General features: G+C 62.2%; 12 protein-coding genes, 4 pseudogenes and 1 riboswitch. Of the genes and pseudogenes, 12 read left to right on the top strand and 4 right to left on the bottom strand.

Annotated features, from left to right (window positions below; genetic code table 11):
* Nucleotides 1-45: 45 nt before the first annotated feature.
* From LK440_RS16875 to LK440_RS16845, 7 genes and pseudogenes are all read left to right on the top strand, one after another.
* A complete protein-coding gene (locus LK440_RS16875; protein WP_005017120.1) occupies nucleotides 46-2,682 on the top strand; it encodes a DNA topoisomerase III in 2,637 nt (878 codons plus the stop codon).
* Between the two features lie 129 nt (nucleotides 2,683-2,811).
* Nucleotides 2,812-4,032: an ISL3 family transposase gene (locus LK440_RS16870; protein ID WP_005017122.1), complete on the top strand. Its 1,221-nt coding sequence runs from the start codon at nucleotides 2,812-2,814 to the stop codon at nucleotides 4,030-4,032.
* Between the two features lie 78 nt (nucleotides 4,033-4,110).
* Nucleotides 4,111-5,166 carry an ABC transporter substrate-binding protein gene (locus tag LK440_RS16865; RefSeq protein ID WP_005017123.1) on the top strand — a complete coding sequence of 352 codons (1,056 nt, stop codon included), beginning with the start codon at nucleotides 4,111-4,113 and terminating at the stop codon, nucleotides 5,164-5,166.
* Nucleotides 5,166-5,936, top strand: coding sequence for an ABC transporter ATP-binding protein (locus LK440_RS16860; protein ID WP_005017126.1), 771 nt, complete (start codon nucleotides 5,166-5,168; stop codon nucleotides 5,934-5,936). Before LK440_RS16865 ends, LK440_RS16860 begins: the two co-directional genes overlap by 1 nt.
* A 9-nt stretch (nucleotides 5,937-5,945) precedes the next feature.
* Nucleotides 5,946-6,507 (top strand): annotated as a pseudogene (locus LK440_RS16855) (ABC transporter permease).
* A complete protein-coding gene (locus LK440_RS16850; RefSeq protein ID WP_005017130.1) occupies nucleotides 6,504-7,304 on the top strand; it encodes an SDR family oxidoreductase in 801 nt (266 codons plus the stop codon). Before LK440_RS16855 ends, LK440_RS16850 begins: the two are co-directional and overlap by 4 nt.
* An 88-nt stretch (nucleotides 7,305-7,392) precedes the next feature.
* Complete coding sequence (locus LK440_RS16845; RefSeq protein WP_005017132.1) at nucleotides 7,393-8,820, top strand: aldehyde dehydrogenase family protein; 1,428 nt, start codon at nucleotides 7,393-7,395, stop codon at nucleotides 8,818-8,820.
* Between the two features lie 94 nt (nucleotides 8,821-8,914).
* Here LK440_RS16845 and LK440_RS16840 read toward each other — a convergent pair.
* A pseudogene (locus LK440_RS16840) lies at nucleotides 8,915-9,768 on the bottom strand (IS3 family transposase).
* Here LK440_RS16840 and LK440_RS16835 point away from each other — a divergent pair.
* Entirely contained in the window at nucleotides 9,768-10,532 is a 765-nt protein-coding gene (locus tag LK440_RS16835) for an SDR family oxidoreductase (protein ID WP_101558050.1), read from the top strand. The pseudogene LK440_RS16840 and the gene LK440_RS16835 overlap by 1 nt on opposite strands.
* 34 nt (nucleotides 10,533-10,566) lie before the next feature.
* On the opposite strand, the pseudogene ilvB reads toward LK440_RS16835, so the two are convergent.
* Nucleotides 10,567-12,394: pseudogene (gene ilvB / locus LK440_RS16830) on the bottom strand (biosynthetic-type acetolactate synthase large subunit).
* Nucleotides 12,395-12,495: 101 nt separating this feature from the next.
* Here ilvB and LK440_RS16825 point away from each other — a divergent pair.
* Nucleotides 12,496-12,975: an Lrp/AsnC family transcriptional regulator gene (locus LK440_RS16825; protein WP_005017139.1), complete on the top strand. Its 480-nt coding sequence runs from the start codon at nucleotides 12,496-12,498 to the stop codon at nucleotides 12,973-12,975.
* Here LK440_RS16825 and LK440_RS16820 read toward each other — a convergent pair.
* A complete protein-coding gene (locus LK440_RS16820) occupies nucleotides 12,963-13,889 on the bottom strand; it encodes a bestrophin family protein (RefSeq protein WP_005017142.1) in 927 nt (308 codons plus the stop codon). The genes LK440_RS16825 and LK440_RS16820 overlap by 13 nt on opposite strands.
* Before the next feature lie 116 nt (nucleotides 13,890-14,005).
* On the opposite strand from LK440_RS16820, the gene LK440_RS16815 reads away from it, so the two are divergent.
* The 3 genes from LK440_RS16815 to ribB all read left to right on the top strand — a co-directional run bounded on the left by LK440_RS16815 (nucleotide 14,006) and on the right by ribB (nucleotide 16,843).
* Nucleotides 14,006-14,533: an SET domain-containing protein gene (locus tag LK440_RS16815; protein ID WP_005017145.1), complete on the top strand. Its 528-nt coding sequence runs from the start codon at nucleotides 14,006-14,008 to the stop codon at nucleotides 14,531-14,533.
* 25 nt (nucleotides 14,534-14,558) lie between these two features.
* Nucleotides 14,559-15,779 (top strand): ISL3 family transposase, encoded by a 1,221-nt coding sequence (locus LK440_RS16810; RefSeq protein ID WP_005011985.1) that lies wholly within the window; start codon nucleotides 14,559-14,561, stop codon nucleotides 15,777-15,779.
* Nucleotides 15,780-15,930: 151 nt separating this feature from the next.
* A riboswitch (FMN riboswitch) is annotated at nucleotides 15,931-16,076 on the top strand.
* A gap of 98 nt (nucleotides 16,077-16,174) precedes the next feature.
* A complete protein-coding gene (gene ribB, locus LK440_RS16805; protein WP_005017154.1) occupies nucleotides 16,175-16,843 on the top strand; it encodes a 3,4-dihydroxy-2-butanone-4-phosphate synthase in 669 nt (222 codons plus the stop codon).
* 212 nt (nucleotides 16,844-17,055) lie between these two features.
* On the opposite strand, the pseudogene LK440_RS16795 reads toward ribB, so the two are convergent.
* Nucleotides 17,056-18,178 (bottom strand): annotated as a pseudogene (locus LK440_RS16795) (IS3 family transposase).
* Nucleotides 18,179-18,218: the final 40 nt, after the last annotated feature.

Below are 18,218 nucleotides of genomic sequence, written 5' to 3'. Positions count from 1 at the left end.
TATCATCCGCGCTAATTAAGGCGGGACTGCCGCCACTGGATACTCATGAACAAAACGCTGATCATTGCCGAGAAACCCTCGGTAGCACTGGATATATCACGCGCCCTGGGAGGCTTTGCGCGCGAAGGTGACTATTTTGAAAGCGAACGTTACGTACTGGCTTCCAGTATCGGGCATTTGCTCAGTCTGGTGGCACCCAACGACCCGGTCAAGGGTAAATGGAGTTTCACCCACCTGCCGGTGATCCCCCCGGCCTTCGAACTGGGGCCGACGGACAAGAAATCCGCCGAGCGCCTCAAGCTGCTCGTGCGGCTGGCCAAACGCAAAGATGTGGATGCCATCATCAATGCGTGTGACGCGGGCCGCGAGGGCGAATTGATCTTTCGCTACATCATCCAGTACGCCGGTGTAAAAAAACCCATCCAGCGTCTGTGGTTGCAATCCATGACCCAGGCGGCCATCCGTGAGGCGTTCGAGAATCTGCGCGACGACGTGCAACTCAAGCCGCTGGAGGCCGCTGCCCGCTCGCGCGCCGAGGCCGACTGGCTGGTGGGCATCAACGGCACGCGCGCCATGACGGCCTTCAACAGCAAGGACGGCGGCTTTTTCAAGACCCCGGTCGGCCGCGTGCAAACGCCGACACTGGCCATCGTTGCCGAGCGCGAAAATCGCATCCGCAGCTTCGTCTCGCGTGACTACTGGGAGGTGCACGCCACCTTCGTGGCCGCCGCCGGGCTGTACGAAGGGCGCTGGATCGATCCGGACTTCAAGAAGGACGAGCGCGACCCCGAAAAGCGTGAATCCCGCCTGTGGTCGCAGGCCGCCGCACAAAGTGTCGTGGCCGCTTGCCGCGCGCAATCCGGCCAGGTAACCGAGGAGTCCAAGCCTTCGACCCAGATGTCGCCGGCGCTCTACGATCTGACCTCCTTGCAGCGCGAGGCCAACGGCCGTTTCGGCTTCTCGGCCAAGACCACGCTGGCCCTGGCTCAGACGCTTTACGAGCGGCACAAAGCCCTGACGTATCCGCGTACCGATTCCCGCTATCTGCCCGAGGATTACCTCAACACCGTGCGGCAAACCATGCGTGCCCTGGCCGAAGGCGGCTCGCACGCCGTCGGCGGCTTGTCGCGCCATGCCGGCACGGTGGTCAGCAACGACTGGGTCAAGCCCAATCGCCGCATCTTCGACAACAAGAAGGTGTCGGATCACTTTGCCATCATTCCGACGCTGCAGATCCCGCATGATCTGAGCGAGGCCGAAGGCAAGATTTACGACCTGGTCCTCAAGCGCTTTCTGGCCGTGTTCTTCCCGGCTGCCGAATACCGGGTCACCACCCGCCTGACGCAAGTGCAGGGCCACCGCTTCAAAACCGACGGCAAGGTCCTCGTGTCGCCCGGCTGGCTGGCCGTCTATGGCAAGGAAGCTCAGGGCGAAGACGCCAATCTGGTGCCGGTAGCCGACGGGGAAACCGTACGTACCGAAGAGGTGCGCGCCGAGGCGCTGGCCACCAAGCCGCCGGCACGCTACAACGAAGCCACGCTGCTATCGGCCATGGAAGGCGCGGGCAAGCTGGTCGACGACGAAGAGTTGCGCGAAGCCATGTCCGAGCGCGGTCTGGGTACGCCAGCGACCCGCGCGGCCATCATCGAAGGCCTGCTCAACGAAAGCTATCTGCGACGCGAAGGCCGTGAGCTGGTGCCCACGGCCAAAGCACGCCAGCTCATGACACTGCTCTCGGGTCTGGACGTCACCGAACTGACCTCGCCCGAACTGACCGGCGAATGGGAGCACAAGCTCAAGCAGATCGAGCAGGGCGGCCTGAACCGCGAAGCTTTCATGCGCGAAATCGCGCAAATGACGCAGGTCATCGTCAAGCGCGCCAAGGAATACGAGCGCGATACCGTGCCCGGCGATTACGCTACTTTGCAAACGCCATGTCCGAAATGCGGCGGCGTGGTCAAGGAGAACTATCGTCGCTTTGCCTGCACGCAATGCGATTTTTCGATCAGCAAGCATCCGGGCGGACGCACCTTCGAATTGCCCGAGGTCGAAGAGTTGCTGGCCAAACGCGAAATCGGTCCTCTGCAAGGCTTCATCAGCAAAATGGGCCGGCCGTTTGCGGCCATCCTGCGCATCAGCGATGAATACAAACTCGAGTTCGACTTTGGCCAGAACGACGAAGACGACAACGAGCCGGTGGATTTCAGCGGCCATACGCCTGTCGGCGCGTGCCCGAAGTGCTCCGCCCGCGTCTTCGAGCATGGCATGAGCTATGTCTGCGAAAAGTCCGTCGGCCCGCAGAAGACCTGCGACTTCCGCTCCGGCAAGGTCATCCTGCAACAGGAGATCTCGCGCGAGCAAATGAGCAAGCTTCTGGCTGACGGCCGCAGCGATCTGCTCGACGGCTTCGTCTCCAGCCGCACGAATCGTAAGTTCAAGGCCTTCCTCGTGCGCCAGCCTGACGGCAAGATCGGATTCGAGTTCGAGCCACGCGGCGACAAGCCGGCGCGTGGCGCAGCCAAAACGGCGGGCAAGACAGCTGCTAAGACGGCTACCAAAACAGCAACCAAAACGGCAGCCAAAACGGCAGCCAAGAAAGCGCCCGCCAAGAAAACAGCCGTCAAGAAAACAGCCACCAAGACCGCTGTCAAAAAGGCGGCCGCCAAGAAAACAGCCGGCTGATCGGCTCAGTATTAACCCGAAATGCCTGGTTCGCCGGGCATTTTTTTGGTTCATCGCGGAATAGCGTGGAGCCGTGCTTGATTGCCGTTACGCTTGATCCTTGATTTTTCAAGGATCAAGGCCGGGATCATGCTGGACCGCAAGACGATCGAGAGGTTGGGTGGGCGGGAAGGTTATCGGGTGGAGCGGGTCGTGTGGCCTGAAGGTGAGAGCCGGACGGTCACGATTTACCTGAAGCCTTCAGCGCGAACGATGCACTGCGAGCACTGCGGCAACCGATGTCGGCAGGTGCATGAGACGACCACGCGCCGGGTGCGGGATCTGCCGCTAATGGCGCTGCGAGTGACGCTGGTAGTGCCGCGTCGGCGGGTCTGGTGCGAGCAGTGCGGTGGACCGCATCTGGAGAGGCTGAGCTGGCTGGGCCGTTACCAGCGAGTGACCGACCGGCTGGCCGAGGCGGTCAGCCAGTTGCTTGAGTCCAGCAACATTCTGGCCGTGGCGCGCTTCTTCCAACTGGGTTGGCACACGGTCAAGGCGCTGGACAAGGCCCTGCTGCGACGGGCGATCCAAGAGCCGGACTGGAGCCAGATCCACTACCTAGCGATGGACGAGTTCGCTCTACACAAGGGCCATCGTTATGCCACGGTCGTTGTCGATCCGATCCGCCGTCAGGTGCTATGGATCGGTGATGGCCGCTCGCGCGAGACGGCCAGAGCCTTCTTCGAACAACTGCCAACTGGGGTTGCCCAGCAGATCCGGGCCGTAGCGATCGACATGACGACGGCCTATGAGCTGGAGATCCAGGCCAACTGCCCCAACGCCGAGATCGTCTACGACCTGTTCCACGTCGTGGCCAAGTACGGCCGTGAAGTGATAGACCGGGTGCGTGTAGACCAAGCGAACCAGTTGCGGCACGACAAGCCGGCCCGCCGGGTGATCAAGTCCAGTCGCTGGCTACTGCTGCGCAATCGCAAAAACCTCGATCCGTGCCAATCGGTAAAGTTGGACGAGTTGCTCCAGGCCAACCAGCCCTTGCTCACCGCTTATCTGATGCGCGATGAGCTCAAACAGCTGTGGTTCTACCAACACCCCGGCTACGCCCGCCAGGCATGGGATCACTGGCTGCAACAGGCTCAGGGCAGCGGCATCGCCGCCTTGGCTCACTTCGCGCTCAAGCTAAAAGCCTATCTGCACGGGATTCTGTCTCGCTGTCGCCACCGGCTCAACACCAGCATCGTCGAGGGCATCAACAACACCATCAAAGTCATCAAGCGCCGCGCCTACGGCTACCGCGATCAGGAGTACTTCTTCCTCAAGATCCGGTCTGCATTCCCCGGTATTCCTCGATGAACCTTTTTTTTCCGTCTGCCGATGACTGATGTATCGTTGGCGGCACCCGCTACGCCATCACAAAATAACGAGGACGACATGACTTCTCCGTCTCATGGGCTGACCCGCCGACAGTTGCTGGCCGGCGCGGCCGCCACATCGCTCATCGGGCTACCCGCGCTGGCGCAGCCCCGGCTCGGCAAAGCCGTCTACGGCCAGGGCAGCATCGATCCTTTCTTCACCGCGGGCTATGTCGCCTTGAAAAAAGGCTATTTCGGCGCCAACGGCCTGGACGTGGAGTACCTCAATTCCCAGAGCGGCCCGCGCACCAACCAATTGCTGGCCGCCGGCCAGATCCTGTTCGGTGCCACCGCCGCCACCGCCGCCACTGCCGCACCCGCGCTGACGCTGGCGGGTAAGCCGGCGACGTTGATCTTCGGCTTCGACCGCAAACTCACCTATGCCAATGTGATCGTACGCAAAGAAGACTACGACAGCGGCAAGGTACGTGAACTGAAAGATTTGGCCGGCAAGCGCATGGGCGCGACGCAGCCGCAATCGAGCACCTGGCTCATGGCGGTCTATCTGATGCAGAAGGCCGGCGTGGGCGACAAAGTGGATATCCGTCCGCTAGGAGATCTGGCCACGATGCTGGGCGCCTTGAAGACCGGATCGGTCTCGGCCAGCATGGCCACCATGTCCATGATGGAGCAGGCCAAGGCGGAAGGCTGGGGCGTGCCGATTTTCGATGCGACCACCGATGCCTCCTGGCAGGCCTTCATGGGTGGTGACGTGCCCGGCATTGCCGCGCTGACGCTGCGCGATACCGTCGAGCGCCGTCCCGAAGTGGTACAGGCCTTCGTCAGCGCGCTGGTCAAGGCCCAGGACTTCATCAGCACGCACAGCGCCGCGGAAGTGACCGACGCCATCTACGCCGACTACCTCAACGCCTTTCCGCGCGCGGCCATCGAAAAAACGATCGGTGTCTATCAGAACAGCGTGTTCCTGAAGGACAACCTCATCACCGAAGACGCCTATGCACGCCTGCTGGGCATCATGGGCGACGGCCGGCAATTCTCCAACGAAGAACTCAAGCGCGCGCCGTACTCGCTGTGCGTGGACATGAGCTTCGTGCGCAAGGCCAGGGGCCTCTGATGATACGGCTCGAGCATGTCGGCAAGGTCTATCACGGCCGGCAGGGCAGCACGCATGCCGTCGGCGATGTCAGCCTCGACATCGAGCAGGGCGAGTTCGTCTCCATCGTTGGTCCGTCCGACTGCGGCAAAAGCACGCTGTTGAACATGATGGCCGGCTTTCTGCCGCCGTCGAGCGGGCGGATCCATGTCGACGGCCAGCTTGTGCAGGGTAAAGTGCCGCCGCGGCTGGGATACATCTTCCAGAAAGACACACTGCTGCCTTGGTATACCGTCAGCAAGAACGTCGCACTGGGGCTGGATTTCATGGGTGTGCGCGCCGACGAAATCGCCGCACGCGTCAAGCGCCTGCTGGAACTGGGCCACCTGGAAGACTTCGCGCACGCCTATCCGCACCAACTCTCCGACGGCATGCGCCGCCGCGTGGCCTTGCTGATGAGCTTGGCCGTGGAACCGCGCATTCTCCTGCTCGATGAGCCTTTTGGCGCGCTGGACACCCATACCAAGACCCATCTGCACCGCGAGCTGGGCGAGATCTGGCGCAGCCTTGGCCAAACCATCGTCATGGTGACCCACGATCTTGATGAGGCCATCACGCTGTCGGATCGCGTCATCGTGCTCTCGGGCCCACCGAGCCGCGTGCTCCTCGACGAACGCATCATCATCGAACATCCCCGCGATGTTTTCACCTTGCGCGAGACGCCTCAATTCACCGCCCACGTACAAAGCCTGTGGGCCGTACTGGGCCAGCAATTCCGCGCTGCCGCATAAAGCTGCCTGATGACACATCCCGCCACAGCCTCTCCCGCGGCAACGCAATACCTGCGGCAGGAGCGCCGCCACGCTGTCTCGCGCCGTCTGCGTATTACCGCCTGGCAGGTCCTGATCCTCGCCATCATCCTGGGGGCCTGGGAGGGCTTGACCCGCATTCCGTGGTTTGTACAGAACACGCTTTTCGATCCGTTCTTCATCAGTCAGCCTTCACGTGTGGCCGTGCGCCTTTGGCAGTGGCTGCAGCCCGGGCCGCAATCGGTCTGGCCGCATCTATGGCTCACCCTGCAGGCTACGCTCGTCGGACTGGCCGTCGGTGTGAGCAGCGGCCTGGACATTCGCTTCGCTGCCCAACGCGATCAGCTTCGCGTTGATCGGTGTGGTACTGGCCGAGTTCGTCGGCTCGACTACCGGTATGGGTTATCTGATGATTACCGCGCTGGCTACACGCAATGCCACGGACATGTTCGCCGCGGTGACCCTGCTATCGGTGGTTGGCATTTTGCTGGTCTATTGCGTCACGTGGTTAGAGCGTAGACTGCTGCATTGGGCCCCTGAATTCCGCGAATGATGTCCGCCTCAACACCATCACCCTCGCAGTCCTATCTGCAGCAGTTCTCGCTGTCTGGCCAAGTGGCCTTGATTACCGGTTCGGCCAGGGGCTTGGGCTGGGAGATCGCTTGCGCGATGGCCGGCAGCGGCGCACACGTGCTCATCAATGGCCGCACGGCACCGGCCGCCGAGGCCGCCGCACGCCAATTGCGCGAGCGCGGCATGGCCGCCTCGGCACTGCCCTTTGACGTGGCCGACGCAGAGGCCATGCAGCAAGCCTTCTCGCAGATCGATGCGTGCCACGGACGACTGGACATCCTTGTCAACAACGTCGGTGCGCGCAACCGCAAAACTCTGCGCGAGCTGGACCTGGTGCAGATCCGCGAGCTCATCGACACCGATCTGGTCGCCGGCATCATGCTGGCCAAGCTCGCCGCCGAGCGCATGGTGCGCCAGGGCAATGGCCGCCTGATCGCCATCACATCGGTCGCCGGCGAACTCGCCCGCACCGGCGACGCGGTCTACCCCGCGGCCAAACAGGGTTTGACGGGCATGATGCGTGCGCTGGCAGCCGAGTTCGGCGCCGCTGGCATCACGAGCAACGCGGTCGCCCCAGGAACCTTTGCCACCGAAACGAATGCGGCCATGGTCAACGACCCCATCGCGGGGCCCCGCATGGCCGCGCGCAATCCCATGGGGCGCTGGGGCCAACCGCATGAAATCGCCGGTGCGGCCGTCTTTCTGGCATCGCCCGCGGCCGCTTACATCAACGGCCAGGTGCTGGCCGTCGACGGGGGGCTTTCGATCCAGTTCTGAGGCGGTTGGCCGCCAGCTTCTGGCGGCAGCGATGCTTTGATCCTGCTGTGGCTTTTTCTCAATATTCTTCTAAAAAGGGTGGACAGGCATGAAGCAGCATTTCATCGACAACCGGTTTGTCGCCGGTTCGACGCAAGACTCCATCGACGTCGTCGATCCCTCCACCGGCGTGGTTTTCGAGCAGATCGCACGCGGCAACGCCGCCGATATCGACCGTGCAGTGCAGTCTTCGCGGCGGGCCTACGAAGGCGCCTGGGGCAGCATGTCTGCCGCCGAGCGTGGCCGCATCCTGCTGGCCTTGTCGCTGAAGATTCTCGAACATCACGACGAGCTCACCCAGATCGAGTCACGCGACTGCGGCAAGCCAATCAAGCAGGCACGCGCCGACGTCACCGCCATCGCACGCTACTTCGAGTTCTACGGCGGTGCGGCAGACAAACTGATGGGCGAATCCATTCCCTACCAGAACGGCTATACCGTGCTGACGCTGCGCGAACCGCACGGCGTGACCGGCCACATCGTCCCCAGGAACTACCCGCTGCAGATCTTCGGCCGCAGCGTCGGCGGCGCGCTGGCCGCGGGCAATGCCTGCGTGGTCAAGCCCGCCGAAGACGCCTGCCTGTCGCTGCTGCGCGTGGCCGAACTGGCCGCCGATGTCGGCCTGCCGCCTGGCGCACTGAACATCATTACCGGGTATGGCCACGAAGCCGGCGATGCACTGGCGCGCCACGCGGGCATCGATCACATTTCCTTTACGGGCTCGCCGCGCGTGGGCATCCTCGTGACGCAGACCGCTGCCGAGAACCACGTTCCGGCCACGCTGGAATTGGGAGGCAAGTCGCCGCAAATCGTCTTCGCCGACGCCGACCTCGATGCCCTGATTCCGGTCGCCGTCAACGCCATCGTGCAAAACGCCGGCCAGACATGCTCGGCAGGCAGCCGGATCCTGATCCAGCGCAGCATCTACGACGAGGTCATGCAGCGGCTGTCGAAGGCCTTCTCGGCCTTGCGCGCCGGGCCTGCCGGCCTGGATCTGGATTGCGGCCCCCTGATTCGCAAGAGCCAGCTCGAACGCGTGCAAAGCTTTCTGCGTCAGGCCGAAGCCGACGGCATCGCCACGGCCGCACAAGGCACCGTAATCGATGGTGCCGACGGCTACTTCCAGGCGCCCACGCTGCTGTCGAATGTGCCGGTTGATCACCTGCTGGCTCAGGAAGAGATATTCGGACCTGTACTGGTGGCCATTCCTTTCGATGACGACGCCGACGCCATACGCATTGCAAACGCCACGCAATACGGCCTGGCTGCCAGCATCTGGACTCGCGACGGAGCCCGTCAGCTTCGGCTGGCACGCAAGATCCGCAGCGGCCAGGTCTTCATCAACAATTACGGCGCCGGCGGCGGCGTGGAGCTGCCATTTGGCGGCGTCAAGGCCAGCGGCCATGGGCGCGAGAAAGGGTTCGAGGCGCTCTACAGTTTTACCGTACTCAAGACCATCGCCATCAAGCACGACTGACTCACAACGAGGAGACGACATGCATCTGCAAGGAAAAACCGCCATCGTAACCGGCGCCGGTTCGGGGTTTGGCGAAGGTGACCTGCCCCCAGATTTAGTACGGCACCGACATAGAGCCCAGGGGTAAAAGACCTTCTTTCTGATGAGCCTGCACGAATTGCGCCGGCGTTAAATATCCGAGCGCGCTGTGAGGCCGATCGGTGTTGTACTCGACTCGCCAGTTTTCGATCAAGCTTTTAGCCTGTCGCAGGGACAAGAACCAGTGCTCGTTAAGGCATTCGTCGCGGAACTTGCCGTTGAAACTTTCGATATAAGCGTTCTCCACCGGCTTACCCGGCCGAATAAACGACAGCTTTACGCCTGCTTGGTAGGCCCAGGCGTCCAAGGCTCTTCCGGCGAACTCTGGCCCGTTGTCCACGGTAATAGATCGCGGCAGGCCACGCATCTCCGCCAGCCGTTGCAGCACCATGGCAACACGCAGTCCCGGCAACGACGTATCGACCTCGATGGCCAGGCATTCGCGAGTGTAGTCATCGACGATAGTCAAACAGCGGAATCGGCGGCCATAGGCTAGGCCGTCGGCCACAAAGTCCATTGACCAACTCTGATTCGGCGCGATTGCCGCTGGGCGAACCACGCGCTCGGTCATTAATGTCCTGACCGCCTCGCGTTTGGCCTGCGGGCTGACTACTTTCGGCTTAGCAGATCCTGAAGCGCCGCCTTGTCCAGCATCGACTCGGCCAACAGCTTCTTGAGCTTGTTGTTCTCCTGCTCCAGCTCCTTGAGCCTCTGAGCGTCCGACACCGTCATGCCACCGAACTTCGCCTTCCAGTTGTAGTACGTTGCCTCGGAGATTCCGTGCTTGCGGCACAACTCTGCGGGCTTGGCACCTGCATCGGCTTCCTTGAGCACGCCGATGATTTGCTCTTCCGTAAATCGTTTCTTCATTGCCATTCCTTTGGGAACGGACTCTACATCGATTTCGTACTAATCACGGGGAGCAGGTCAAAGGCATCGCCACGACGTTCGCGCGTGAGGGCGCCAACGTCGTGGTCGCCGATATCAATGAAGCCGGTGGCAAGCGTGTGGCAGAAGCAATCAACAACGCCGGCGGACGTGCGGTCTTCGTACGCGCCGACGTCTCGCGCAGCGACGACGTCGCCGCGCTGCTGGCGGCCACGATCAAGGCGTTCGGCGGATTGGATACGGTGGTCAACAACGCCGGCACCACGCATCGCAACCGCCCCATGCTGGAGGTCGAAGAAGAAGAGTTCGACCGCATTTATGCCATCAACGTCAAGAGCATCTTCCTGACGGCCAAACACATGGTGCCGCACTTTCGCGCCCATGGCGGCGGCTCCTTCATCAACATTGCATCGACGGCCGCCATCCGGCCGCGTCCGGGTCTGACCTGGTACAACGGCAGCAAGGGCGCCGTCGTCACGACCAGCAAGTCCATGGCGGCCGAACTAGGCCCGGACAACATCCGTGTGAATTGCGTCAACCCCGTCATTGGTGCGACGGGTCTGCTGGCGGATTTCATGGGCGTGCCCGACACGCCGGAGAACCGCAAGCGATTCCTGGGCACCATCCCGCTGGGTCGCTTCTCGACCCCGCAGGACATCGCCAACGCCTGCCTTTATCTGGCCTCTGACGAAGCGGCCTTCATCACGGGCACATGCCTGGAGGTCGACGGCGGGCGTTGCGTGTAAGTCCGGAGCCGGGCATCGCGCCCGGCCGGGCTGCTCACTCCTCGAACCACTTGCCGCTGGCCAGCATCATGCGATGATGGCCTTCGCCCGCGGGCATCATCGGAAAGCAGTTCTCCTGAGCCGCGACGGTGACGTCCAGAAAGAACGGCCCATCGTGGGCCAGTCATTGAGCCAGTGCGGCATCCAACTCATCCGGATGCTCCACCCGGGCCGCCCCCCAGCCGAAGGCACGCGCCAGGGCGACGAAATCCGGCAAGGAGGCGTTGTAGCTGTGGCTGTAGCGCCCCCCATGGATCAGCTCCTGCCACTGCCGCACCATTCCCATATAACCGTTGTTGCACAGCACCACCTTGACTGGCGCGCAGTGCTGCATCGCGGTGGACAACTCCTGGATGTTCATGAGCACCGAGGCGTCGCCGCTGACGCACACCACCGTCTTGTCCGGGTGTGCGATCTGCGCGCCGATGGCTGCCGGCAGGCCATATCCCATGGTGCCGGCTCCGCCCGACGTCAGCCAATGGCCCGGCCGGTCAAAACGCAGGTATTGCGCAGCCCACATCTGATGCTGGCCCACGTCGGTCGATACGATGGCATCGCGGGCACTCAGCGCGGCGTTGAGCCGGGCCATCAGTTGCTGAGGCAAAATGGCGTCGGGCTGGGGCTGCCAGGCCAGGCCAGGCCAGGCAATCGCGCTTGCGCCAGCCCTCGATGCGCTGCCACCAGTCTGTCAGGCGTTGCGCTGGCATCGACAGCGCATCCAGTTCGGCGCTCAGCGCCTGCAGCATGGGCAGGCAGTCTCCTACCAGCGCGGCATCCACCCGCACCACCTTGTTGATCGACGCAGGATCGATATCCACATGGATCTTGCGTGCATGGGGGCAGAATTCCGACAGCTTGCCCGTGATGCGATCATCGAAACGCGCACCGATACACACCACCAGATCGGCATGATGCATGGCGAGGTTGGCCTCGAGCGTGCCGTGCATACCCAGCATGCCGACAAATTGCGGGTCCGACGCCGGAAAAGCCCCCAACCCCATGAGCGTCAACGTGCAGGGCGATCCCGTCTTGCGCACCAACTCGGTAAAAACCTCGCAGGCCTGGCTGCCGGAATTGATCAGACCGCCACCGCCATAGAAAACGGGCCGACGCGCCTGGGCGATCATGGCCGCGGCGCGGCGCAACGCGCCAGCAGGCAGACGCAATGCCGTTTTGCCCGCCTGGCGCCGGGCCCGTAACGCCGCGACCTGAGCCGAGCTGGGCTCGATATGCTCGCCGCAGGGACGTGCCAACTGTACATCTTTGGGAAAATCCACCAGCACGGGCCCAGGACGTCCTTGGCGCGTGAGCGTGAAAGCGCGGCCCACCACATCAGCTACATCCTCGCAGCGCCGGATCTGCGTGTTCCACTTGGTGACCGACCGCGAAATGCCAATGGCATCGCACTCCTGAAAGGCATCCGTGCCAATGGCGCCGGTAGCCACCTGGCCGCTGACGCACAGCACCGGGATGGAGTCGCACATGGCGTCGAGCAAGCCGGAAGTGGTGTTCGCCATGCCCGGGCCGGACGTGACGAAGACAACCCCCGTGCGACCGGTACTACGCGCATAGCCTTCCGCAGCATGGACCGCCGCCTGCTCATGACGCACCAGGACATGCCGCAGCCGCGGCTCGGCGTGCAGCGCATCGTAGAGCGGCAACACCGCCCCCCCGGGGTAACCAAAGACCGTATCCACCCCCAGATCGATCAACGTCTGCAACAGAATCTGGGCGCCGTTGACGGCGCTGGAAGGAGCAGGGGGCACGACAGCGTCAGCGGTGTCGAGAGCGGCGAGGGCCTGGGCGTGGAGGCGATCATTCATGCCACCATCTTATGGGACTTTCGGCAGAATTTTTATCTTCTTTTCCACAGACTTCGGCAATTAGAAGTAAACTTATCCTTTTAAATGTCGATTCAAAGAAAATGAATCTGGACAAATTCGATCTGGCCATTCTCAAGGCCTTGCAGGACAATGCGCGCGCCAATCTGACCGATATCGGACAAGCCGTCGGACTGTCCTCGACCCCCTGCTGGAACCGCATCAAGCGCATGGAAACCGCCGGCGTCATCCGCGGCTATACCGTCGACCTGGATCCGGCCAAGCTGGGCTACACCGACACGGTCATCGTCCACGTCACGCTCGAGAACCACAGCGAAGAGACGCTCTACGAATTCGGACGGGCACTGGCCGAAATCCCGGAAGTGCTGGAAGCCTTTCTGGTCTCGGGCGACTATGACTATTACATTCGCATCGCGGTGCGCGACACGCGCGACTACGAACGCCTGCTGCGCGAGCGTCTCTACCGGATTCCGGGCATTCGCCACAGCAAATCCGGCTTCGTGCTGCGCAGTCTCAAGGAGGCCCGCCTGCCATTGAACCTGCCGCCGGCTCAGTCCAGCTGATAGCGCTGCGGGACCAGCGGCTCGGGCAGCTCGGTCTGGCCCATGCTCTCGAGAAGGTCGATGGCCGTAAGGCGTGCCATGGCATTGAGGGGCAGGTCGTTGTCATCGAGCCCGAAAGGCTCCTCCAGCTCGTCACCCAGGGCATCCAAGCCAAAAAACGTGTAGGCGATGATGGCCACGGCCAGCGGCATGATGCTGCCCAATGTGCCGACCAGCCCAAACGGCAGCAGCAGACAGAAAATCCAGGCGGTGCGATGCAGCAGCAATGAGTAGGCAAAGGGGGTGGGCGTAAAACGGATACGTTCGCAGGCTGCCTGCACGGCACCGCAGGCTGCCAGACGAAGCATCAGGCCCTGATAGATCACCTCGCCGAAACGTCCTGCTCTCAGCGCCTCGCGATAGGTCTGACTGACCAGACCGAGCAGGGCGTCCGGCACATTGCGGCGGCCCTCGAGCCTGGCGAGATCACCGGTATCCAGCCAAGGCCTGACGGCATCGATCTCACTTTGCTGACGCAGGCGGGCAGCCAGCGCATGCGGGAAAGCGATGAGGCGTCGGATCTGGCGCTGCACGTCGGCGTCTTCCACCGGCAACGGCGTATCCCAGGCGACGCGGGTTTCGCGCGACAATGCGCGCAACTGCACGATGAGTTCGCCCCATTGCTTGCGGGCTTCCCACCAACGGTCATAACAGACGTTGTTGCGAAAGCCCAGAAACACCGACAGCGCCAGGCCGAACAGCGAAAATGGAACCGCGCTCAGATGCCCGGGGTTGAAGTAGCCGGCCGCATGGATCGCCGCAATGATGCAACCTGCCACGATCATGAAAAGCAGTTTGCCTGCGATGCGTGGCAGCACGGAGCCGCGCAGAATGAAGAGCAGGGCCAGTGCTGAAGGACGCGGGCGGACAATCATGAAACAACGGAGCAGACAGGACGGGCGCCCACTATACGCCTGTCTTGATGCGGTCGATATAATGCCCTGCGCTTTGTCGCACTTTCGCTGCCTCCTGCAAAACAAGCCCCGACTCCATGACCATCGAGACCGTAAAACCCTGGTACGCCGTGCGCCGCTCCAAGCTGCATGGCAATGGCGTGTTCGCCGCGCGCAAGATCCCGGCTGGCACGCGCATCATCGAGTATGGCGGCCAACGCATCAGCGCTGCCGAGGCCGATCGGCGCCACCCGACCAATCCCGACGATCCTTTTCATACCTTTTTCTTTGCCTTGAGCTCGGGCAAAGTCATCGATGGTGGAGATCAGGGCAACGATGCGCGCTGGATCAATCACTCCTGCACACCCAACTGCGAAGCGCAGGAGGGCCGCCACGGCAAGCGCGTCTACATCGTGGCGTTGCGCGACATCTCCCGCGGCGAAGAACTGTCCTATGACTATGGGCTAGTGCTCGACGGCAGGATCACCAAAGCGCTCAAGCAGGGCTATGGGTGCCGGTGCGGCACGGAAAACTGTCGCGGCACCATGCTCGCGCTGCCCAAAAAGAAAGGTTCATCGCGGAATAGCGTGGAGCCGTGCTTGATTGCCGTTACGCTTGATCCTTGATTTTTCAAGGATCAAGGCCGGGATCATGCTGGACCGCAAGACGATCGAGAGGTTGGGTGGGTGGGAAGGTTATCGGGTGGAGCGGGTCGTGTGGCCTGAAGGTGAGAGCCGGACGGTCACGATTTACCTGAAGCCTTCAGCGCGAACGATGCACTGCGAGCACTGCGGCAACCGATGTCGGCAGGTGCATGAGACGACCACGCGCCGGGTGCGGGATCTGCCGCTAATGGCGCTGCGAGTGACGCTGGTAGTGCCGCGTCGGCGGGTCTGGTGCGAGCAGTGCGGTGGACCGCATCTGGAGAGGCTGAGCTGGCTGGGCCGTTACCAGCGAGTGACCGACCGGCTGGCCGAGGCGGTCAGCCAGTTGCTTGAGTCCAGCAACATTCTGGCCGTGGCGCGCTTCTTCCAACTGGGTTGGCACACGGTCAAGGCGCTGGACAAGGCCCTGCTGCGACGGGCGATCCAAGAGCCGGACTGGAGCCAGATCCACTACCTAGCGATGGACGAGTTCGCTCTACACAAGGGCCATCGTTATGCCACGGTCGTTGTCGATCCGATCCGCCGTCAGGTGCTATGGATCGGTGATGGCCGCTCGCGCGAGACGGCCAGAGCCTTCTTCGAACAACTGCCAACAGGAGTTGCCCAGCAGATCCGGGCCGTAGCGATCGACATGACGACGGCCTATGAGCTGGAGATCCAGGCCAACTGCCCCAACGCCGAGATCGTCTACGACCTGTTCCACGTCGTGGCCAAGTACGGCCGTGAAGTGATAGACCGGGTGCGTGTAGACCAAGCGAACCAGTTGCGGCACGACAAGCCGGCCCGCCGGGTGATCAAGTCCAGTCGCTGGCTACTGCTGCGCAATCGCAAAAACCTCGATCCGTGCCAATCGGTAAAGTTGGACGAGTTGCTCCAGGCCAACCAGCCCTTGCTCACCGCTTATCTGATGCGCGATGAGCTCAAACAGCTGTGGTTCTACCAACACCCCGGCTACGCCCGCCAGGCATGGGATCACTGGCTGCAACAGGCTCAGGGCAGCGGCATCGCCGCCTTGGCTCACTTCGCGCTCAAGCTAAAAGCCTATCTGCACGGGATTCTGTCTCGCTGTCGCCACCGGCTCAACACCAGCATCGTCGAGGGCATCAACAACACCATCAAAGTCATCAAGCGCCGCGCCTACGGCTACCGCGATCAGGAGTACTTCTTCCTCAAGATCCGGTCTGCATTCCCCGGTATTCCTCGATGAACCAAAAGAAAACGGGCAAGAAAAAGGCGGCCGATCCGGCCTGATCCGGGTGCCGCCGCAGCACGCGGCAGCCGGTCATATGGTTATGCTTTCCTCGCGCGCCCAGCGGCGTACAATCTGCGCAGCCGTGTCCTGAAAACACGGCATTGCAGTACGTCTTCAGGGCGGGGTGAAACTCCCCACCGGCGGTATGCCGCGCAATGCGGCGAGCCCGCGAGCGCCCGGCATGAGCCGGGGTCAGCAGATCTGGTGAGATGCCAGGGCCGACGGTCATAGTCCGGATGCAAGAAGATGTGCCGGCCCAACCCGCTCGGGACTGCGTCCTGGCGGTATTGCGTTTGGCTGTCGTAGCCCTGAAACGTTTTTCGCCCCTTTACTCTAGCGAGAGCGTTTCAATGTCCAATCAAACCGTTTCCCCGCTGTTTGCCCAACCCTTTGCTATGCGCTTCGAGCGCGCCCTGCATCAATTGCGCCTGGGCCGTTCCATCATTCTCATGGATGATTTCGATCGCGAGAACGAAGCGGATCTCATCGTCGCCGCCGACAAGCTGACCGTGCCCGTCATGGCCCAACTGATCCGCGATGGCAGTGGCATCGTCTGCCTGTGCCTGCCCGGCCAGACGCTGGATAAACTGGAGCTGGCCCCCATGGTGCAACGTAACCAGAGCCGCTACGCCACCGCGTTCACGGTGTCCATCGAAGCGGCCAGCGGCGTGTCCACCGGCGTATCGGCCGTGGACCGCGTCACCACGATACGCGCGGCCATCGCGCCCGGTGCTCAGGCCGGCGACGTCGTCAGCCCAGGCCATGTGTTTCCCTTGCGGGCCCAGGCCGGCGGCGTGCTCGCGCGACGCGGCCACACCGAAGGGTCGGTCGACCTCGCCCGACTGGCCGGCCTGCCGCCTGCTGGCGTACTGTGCGAACTCATGAATGCCGATGGCACGATGATGCGCGGCGCCGCGCTGGAGCGCTATGCCGCCGCCCACGGCCTGGTGGCGCTGACCATTGCGGAGCTGGCCGATCATCTACGCGCCACACAGCCCGAGGCGGTTCTGGCCGCCTGAGAAGGCAGCCGTCAGGCGCCGGCCGCGAGCCGGCGCAGACAGGCGCGGGCATCCCCCTGCACCCAGCGCGCACCGCAAGCCAGCATGAGATTCAAGGGCAAACCGAAGTCCTCGACCGTATAGCCCTCGGTATCGACGTGCCGGCCATCGGCCTCGCAGCGGGTAGGCTGCTGCTCGATCAGGGGGCGGATGTCTTTGACCTGCCCCCAGATTTAGTACGGCACCGACATAGAGCCCAGGGGTAAAAGACCTTCTTTCTGATGAGCCTGCACGAATTGCGCCGGCGTTAAATATCCGAGCGCGCTGTGAGGCCGATCGGTGTTGTACTCGACTCGCCAGTTTTCGATCAAGCTTTTAGCCTGTCGCAGGGACAAGAACCAGTGCTCGTTAAGGCATTCGTCGCGGAACTTGCCGTTGAAACTTTCGATATAAGCGTTCTCCACCGGCTTACCCGGCCGAATAAACGACAGCTTTACGCCTGCTTGGTAGGCCCCCAGGCGTCCAAGGCTCTTCCGGCGAACTCTGGCCCGTTGTCCACGGTAATAGATCGCGGCAGGCCACGCATCTCCGCCAGCCGTTGCAGCACCATGGCAACACGCAGTCCCGGCAACGACGTATCGACCTCGATGGCCAGGCATTCGCGAGTGTAGTCATCGACGATAGTCAAACAGCGGAATCGGCGGCCATAGGCTAGGCCGTCGGCCACAAAGTCCATTGACCAACTCTGATTCGGCGCGATTGCCGCTGGGCGAACCACGCGCTCGGTCGCCGCGATTCGCTTACGCTTTCGTTTTCGCACGCTTAACCCTGCCAGACTGTACAGCCGCCAGATTCGCTTGTGATTTGCTTGCCAGCCTTCGCGACGTAAGAGCACATGGATCCTCCGATAGCCGTAGCGTCGTTTCGCCACTGCCATCTCTTTCATGCGCTCGGTCAGCGCAGCATCGCCTGAGCGTGTGCTCTCGTAGGCAAACAGCGACCGCGAAATTCCTACCAGCCCACAGACCCGGGTAACACCCATGCTGCGCTCGGTCATTAATGTCCTGACCGCCTCGCGTTTGGCCTGCGGGCTGACTACTTTCGGCTTAGCAGATCCTGAAGCGCCGCCTTGTCCAGCATCGACTCGGCCAACAGCTTCTTGAGCTTGTTGTTCTCCTGCTCCAGCTCCTTGAGCCTCTGAGCGTCCGACACCGTCATGCCACCGAACTTCGCCTTCCAGTTGTAGTACGTTGCCTCGGAGATTCCGTGCTTGCGGCACAACTCTGCGGGCTTGGCACCTGCATCGGCTTCCTTGAGCACGCCGATGATTTGCTCTTCCGTAAATCGTTTCTTCATTGCCATTCCTTTGGGAACGGACTCTACATCGATTTCGTAC

Origin of the sequence: Bordetella holmesii (assembly GCF_020735985.1) — a bacterium.
In the GTDB taxonomy this organism is placed as follows: domain Bacteria; phylum Pseudomonadota; class Gammaproteobacteria; order Burkholderiales; family Burkholderiaceae_B; genus Bordetella; species Bordetella holmesii.
Note: the sequence above shows the minus strand (reverse complement) of the source record. Positions and strands in the feature narration are given on the sequence as shown.

Excerpts from the sequence above, each read along its gene's own strand:
- LK440_RS16875 (WP_005017120.1), top strand. The coding sequence starts at position 46 with ATGAACAAAACGCTGATCATTGCCGAGAAACCCTCGGTAGCACTGGAT.
- LK440_RS16870 (WP_005017122.1), top strand. The coding sequence starts at position 2,812 with ATGCTGGACCGCAAGACGATCGAGAGGTTGGGTGGGCGGGAAGGTTAT.
- LK440_RS16865 (WP_005017123.1), top strand. The coding sequence starts at position 4,111 with ATGACTTCTCCGTCTCATGGGCTGACCCGCCGACAGTTGCTGGCCGGC.
- LK440_RS16860 (WP_005017126.1), top strand. The coding sequence starts at position 5,166 with ATGATACGGCTCGAGCATGTCGGCAAGGTCTATCACGGCCGGCAGGGC.
- LK440_RS16850 (WP_005017130.1), top strand. The coding sequence starts at position 6,504 with ATGATGTCCGCCTCAACACCATCACCCTCGCAGTCCTATCTGCAGCAG.
- LK440_RS16845 (WP_005017132.1), top strand. The coding sequence starts at position 7,393 with ATGAAGCAGCATTTCATCGACAACCGGTTTGTCGCCGGTTCGACGCAA.
- LK440_RS16825 (WP_005017139.1), top strand. The coding sequence starts at position 12,496 with ATGAATCTGGACAAATTCGATCTGGCCATTCTCAAGGCCTTGCAGGAC.
- LK440_RS16820 (WP_005017142.1), bottom strand. The coding sequence starts at position 13,889 with ATGATTGTCCGCCCGCGTCCTTCAGCACTGGCCCTGCTCTTCATTCTG.
- LK440_RS16815 (WP_005017145.1), top strand. The coding sequence starts at position 14,006 with ATGACCATCGAGACCGTAAAACCCTGGTACGCCGTGCGCCGCTCCAAG.
- LK440_RS16810 (WP_005011985.1), top strand. The coding sequence starts at position 14,559 with ATGCTGGACCGCAAGACGATCGAGAGGTTGGGTGGGTGGGAAGGTTAT.
- ribB (WP_005017154.1), top strand. The coding sequence starts at position 16,175 with ATGTCCAATCAAACCGTTTCCCCGCTGTTTGCCCAACCCTTTGCTATG.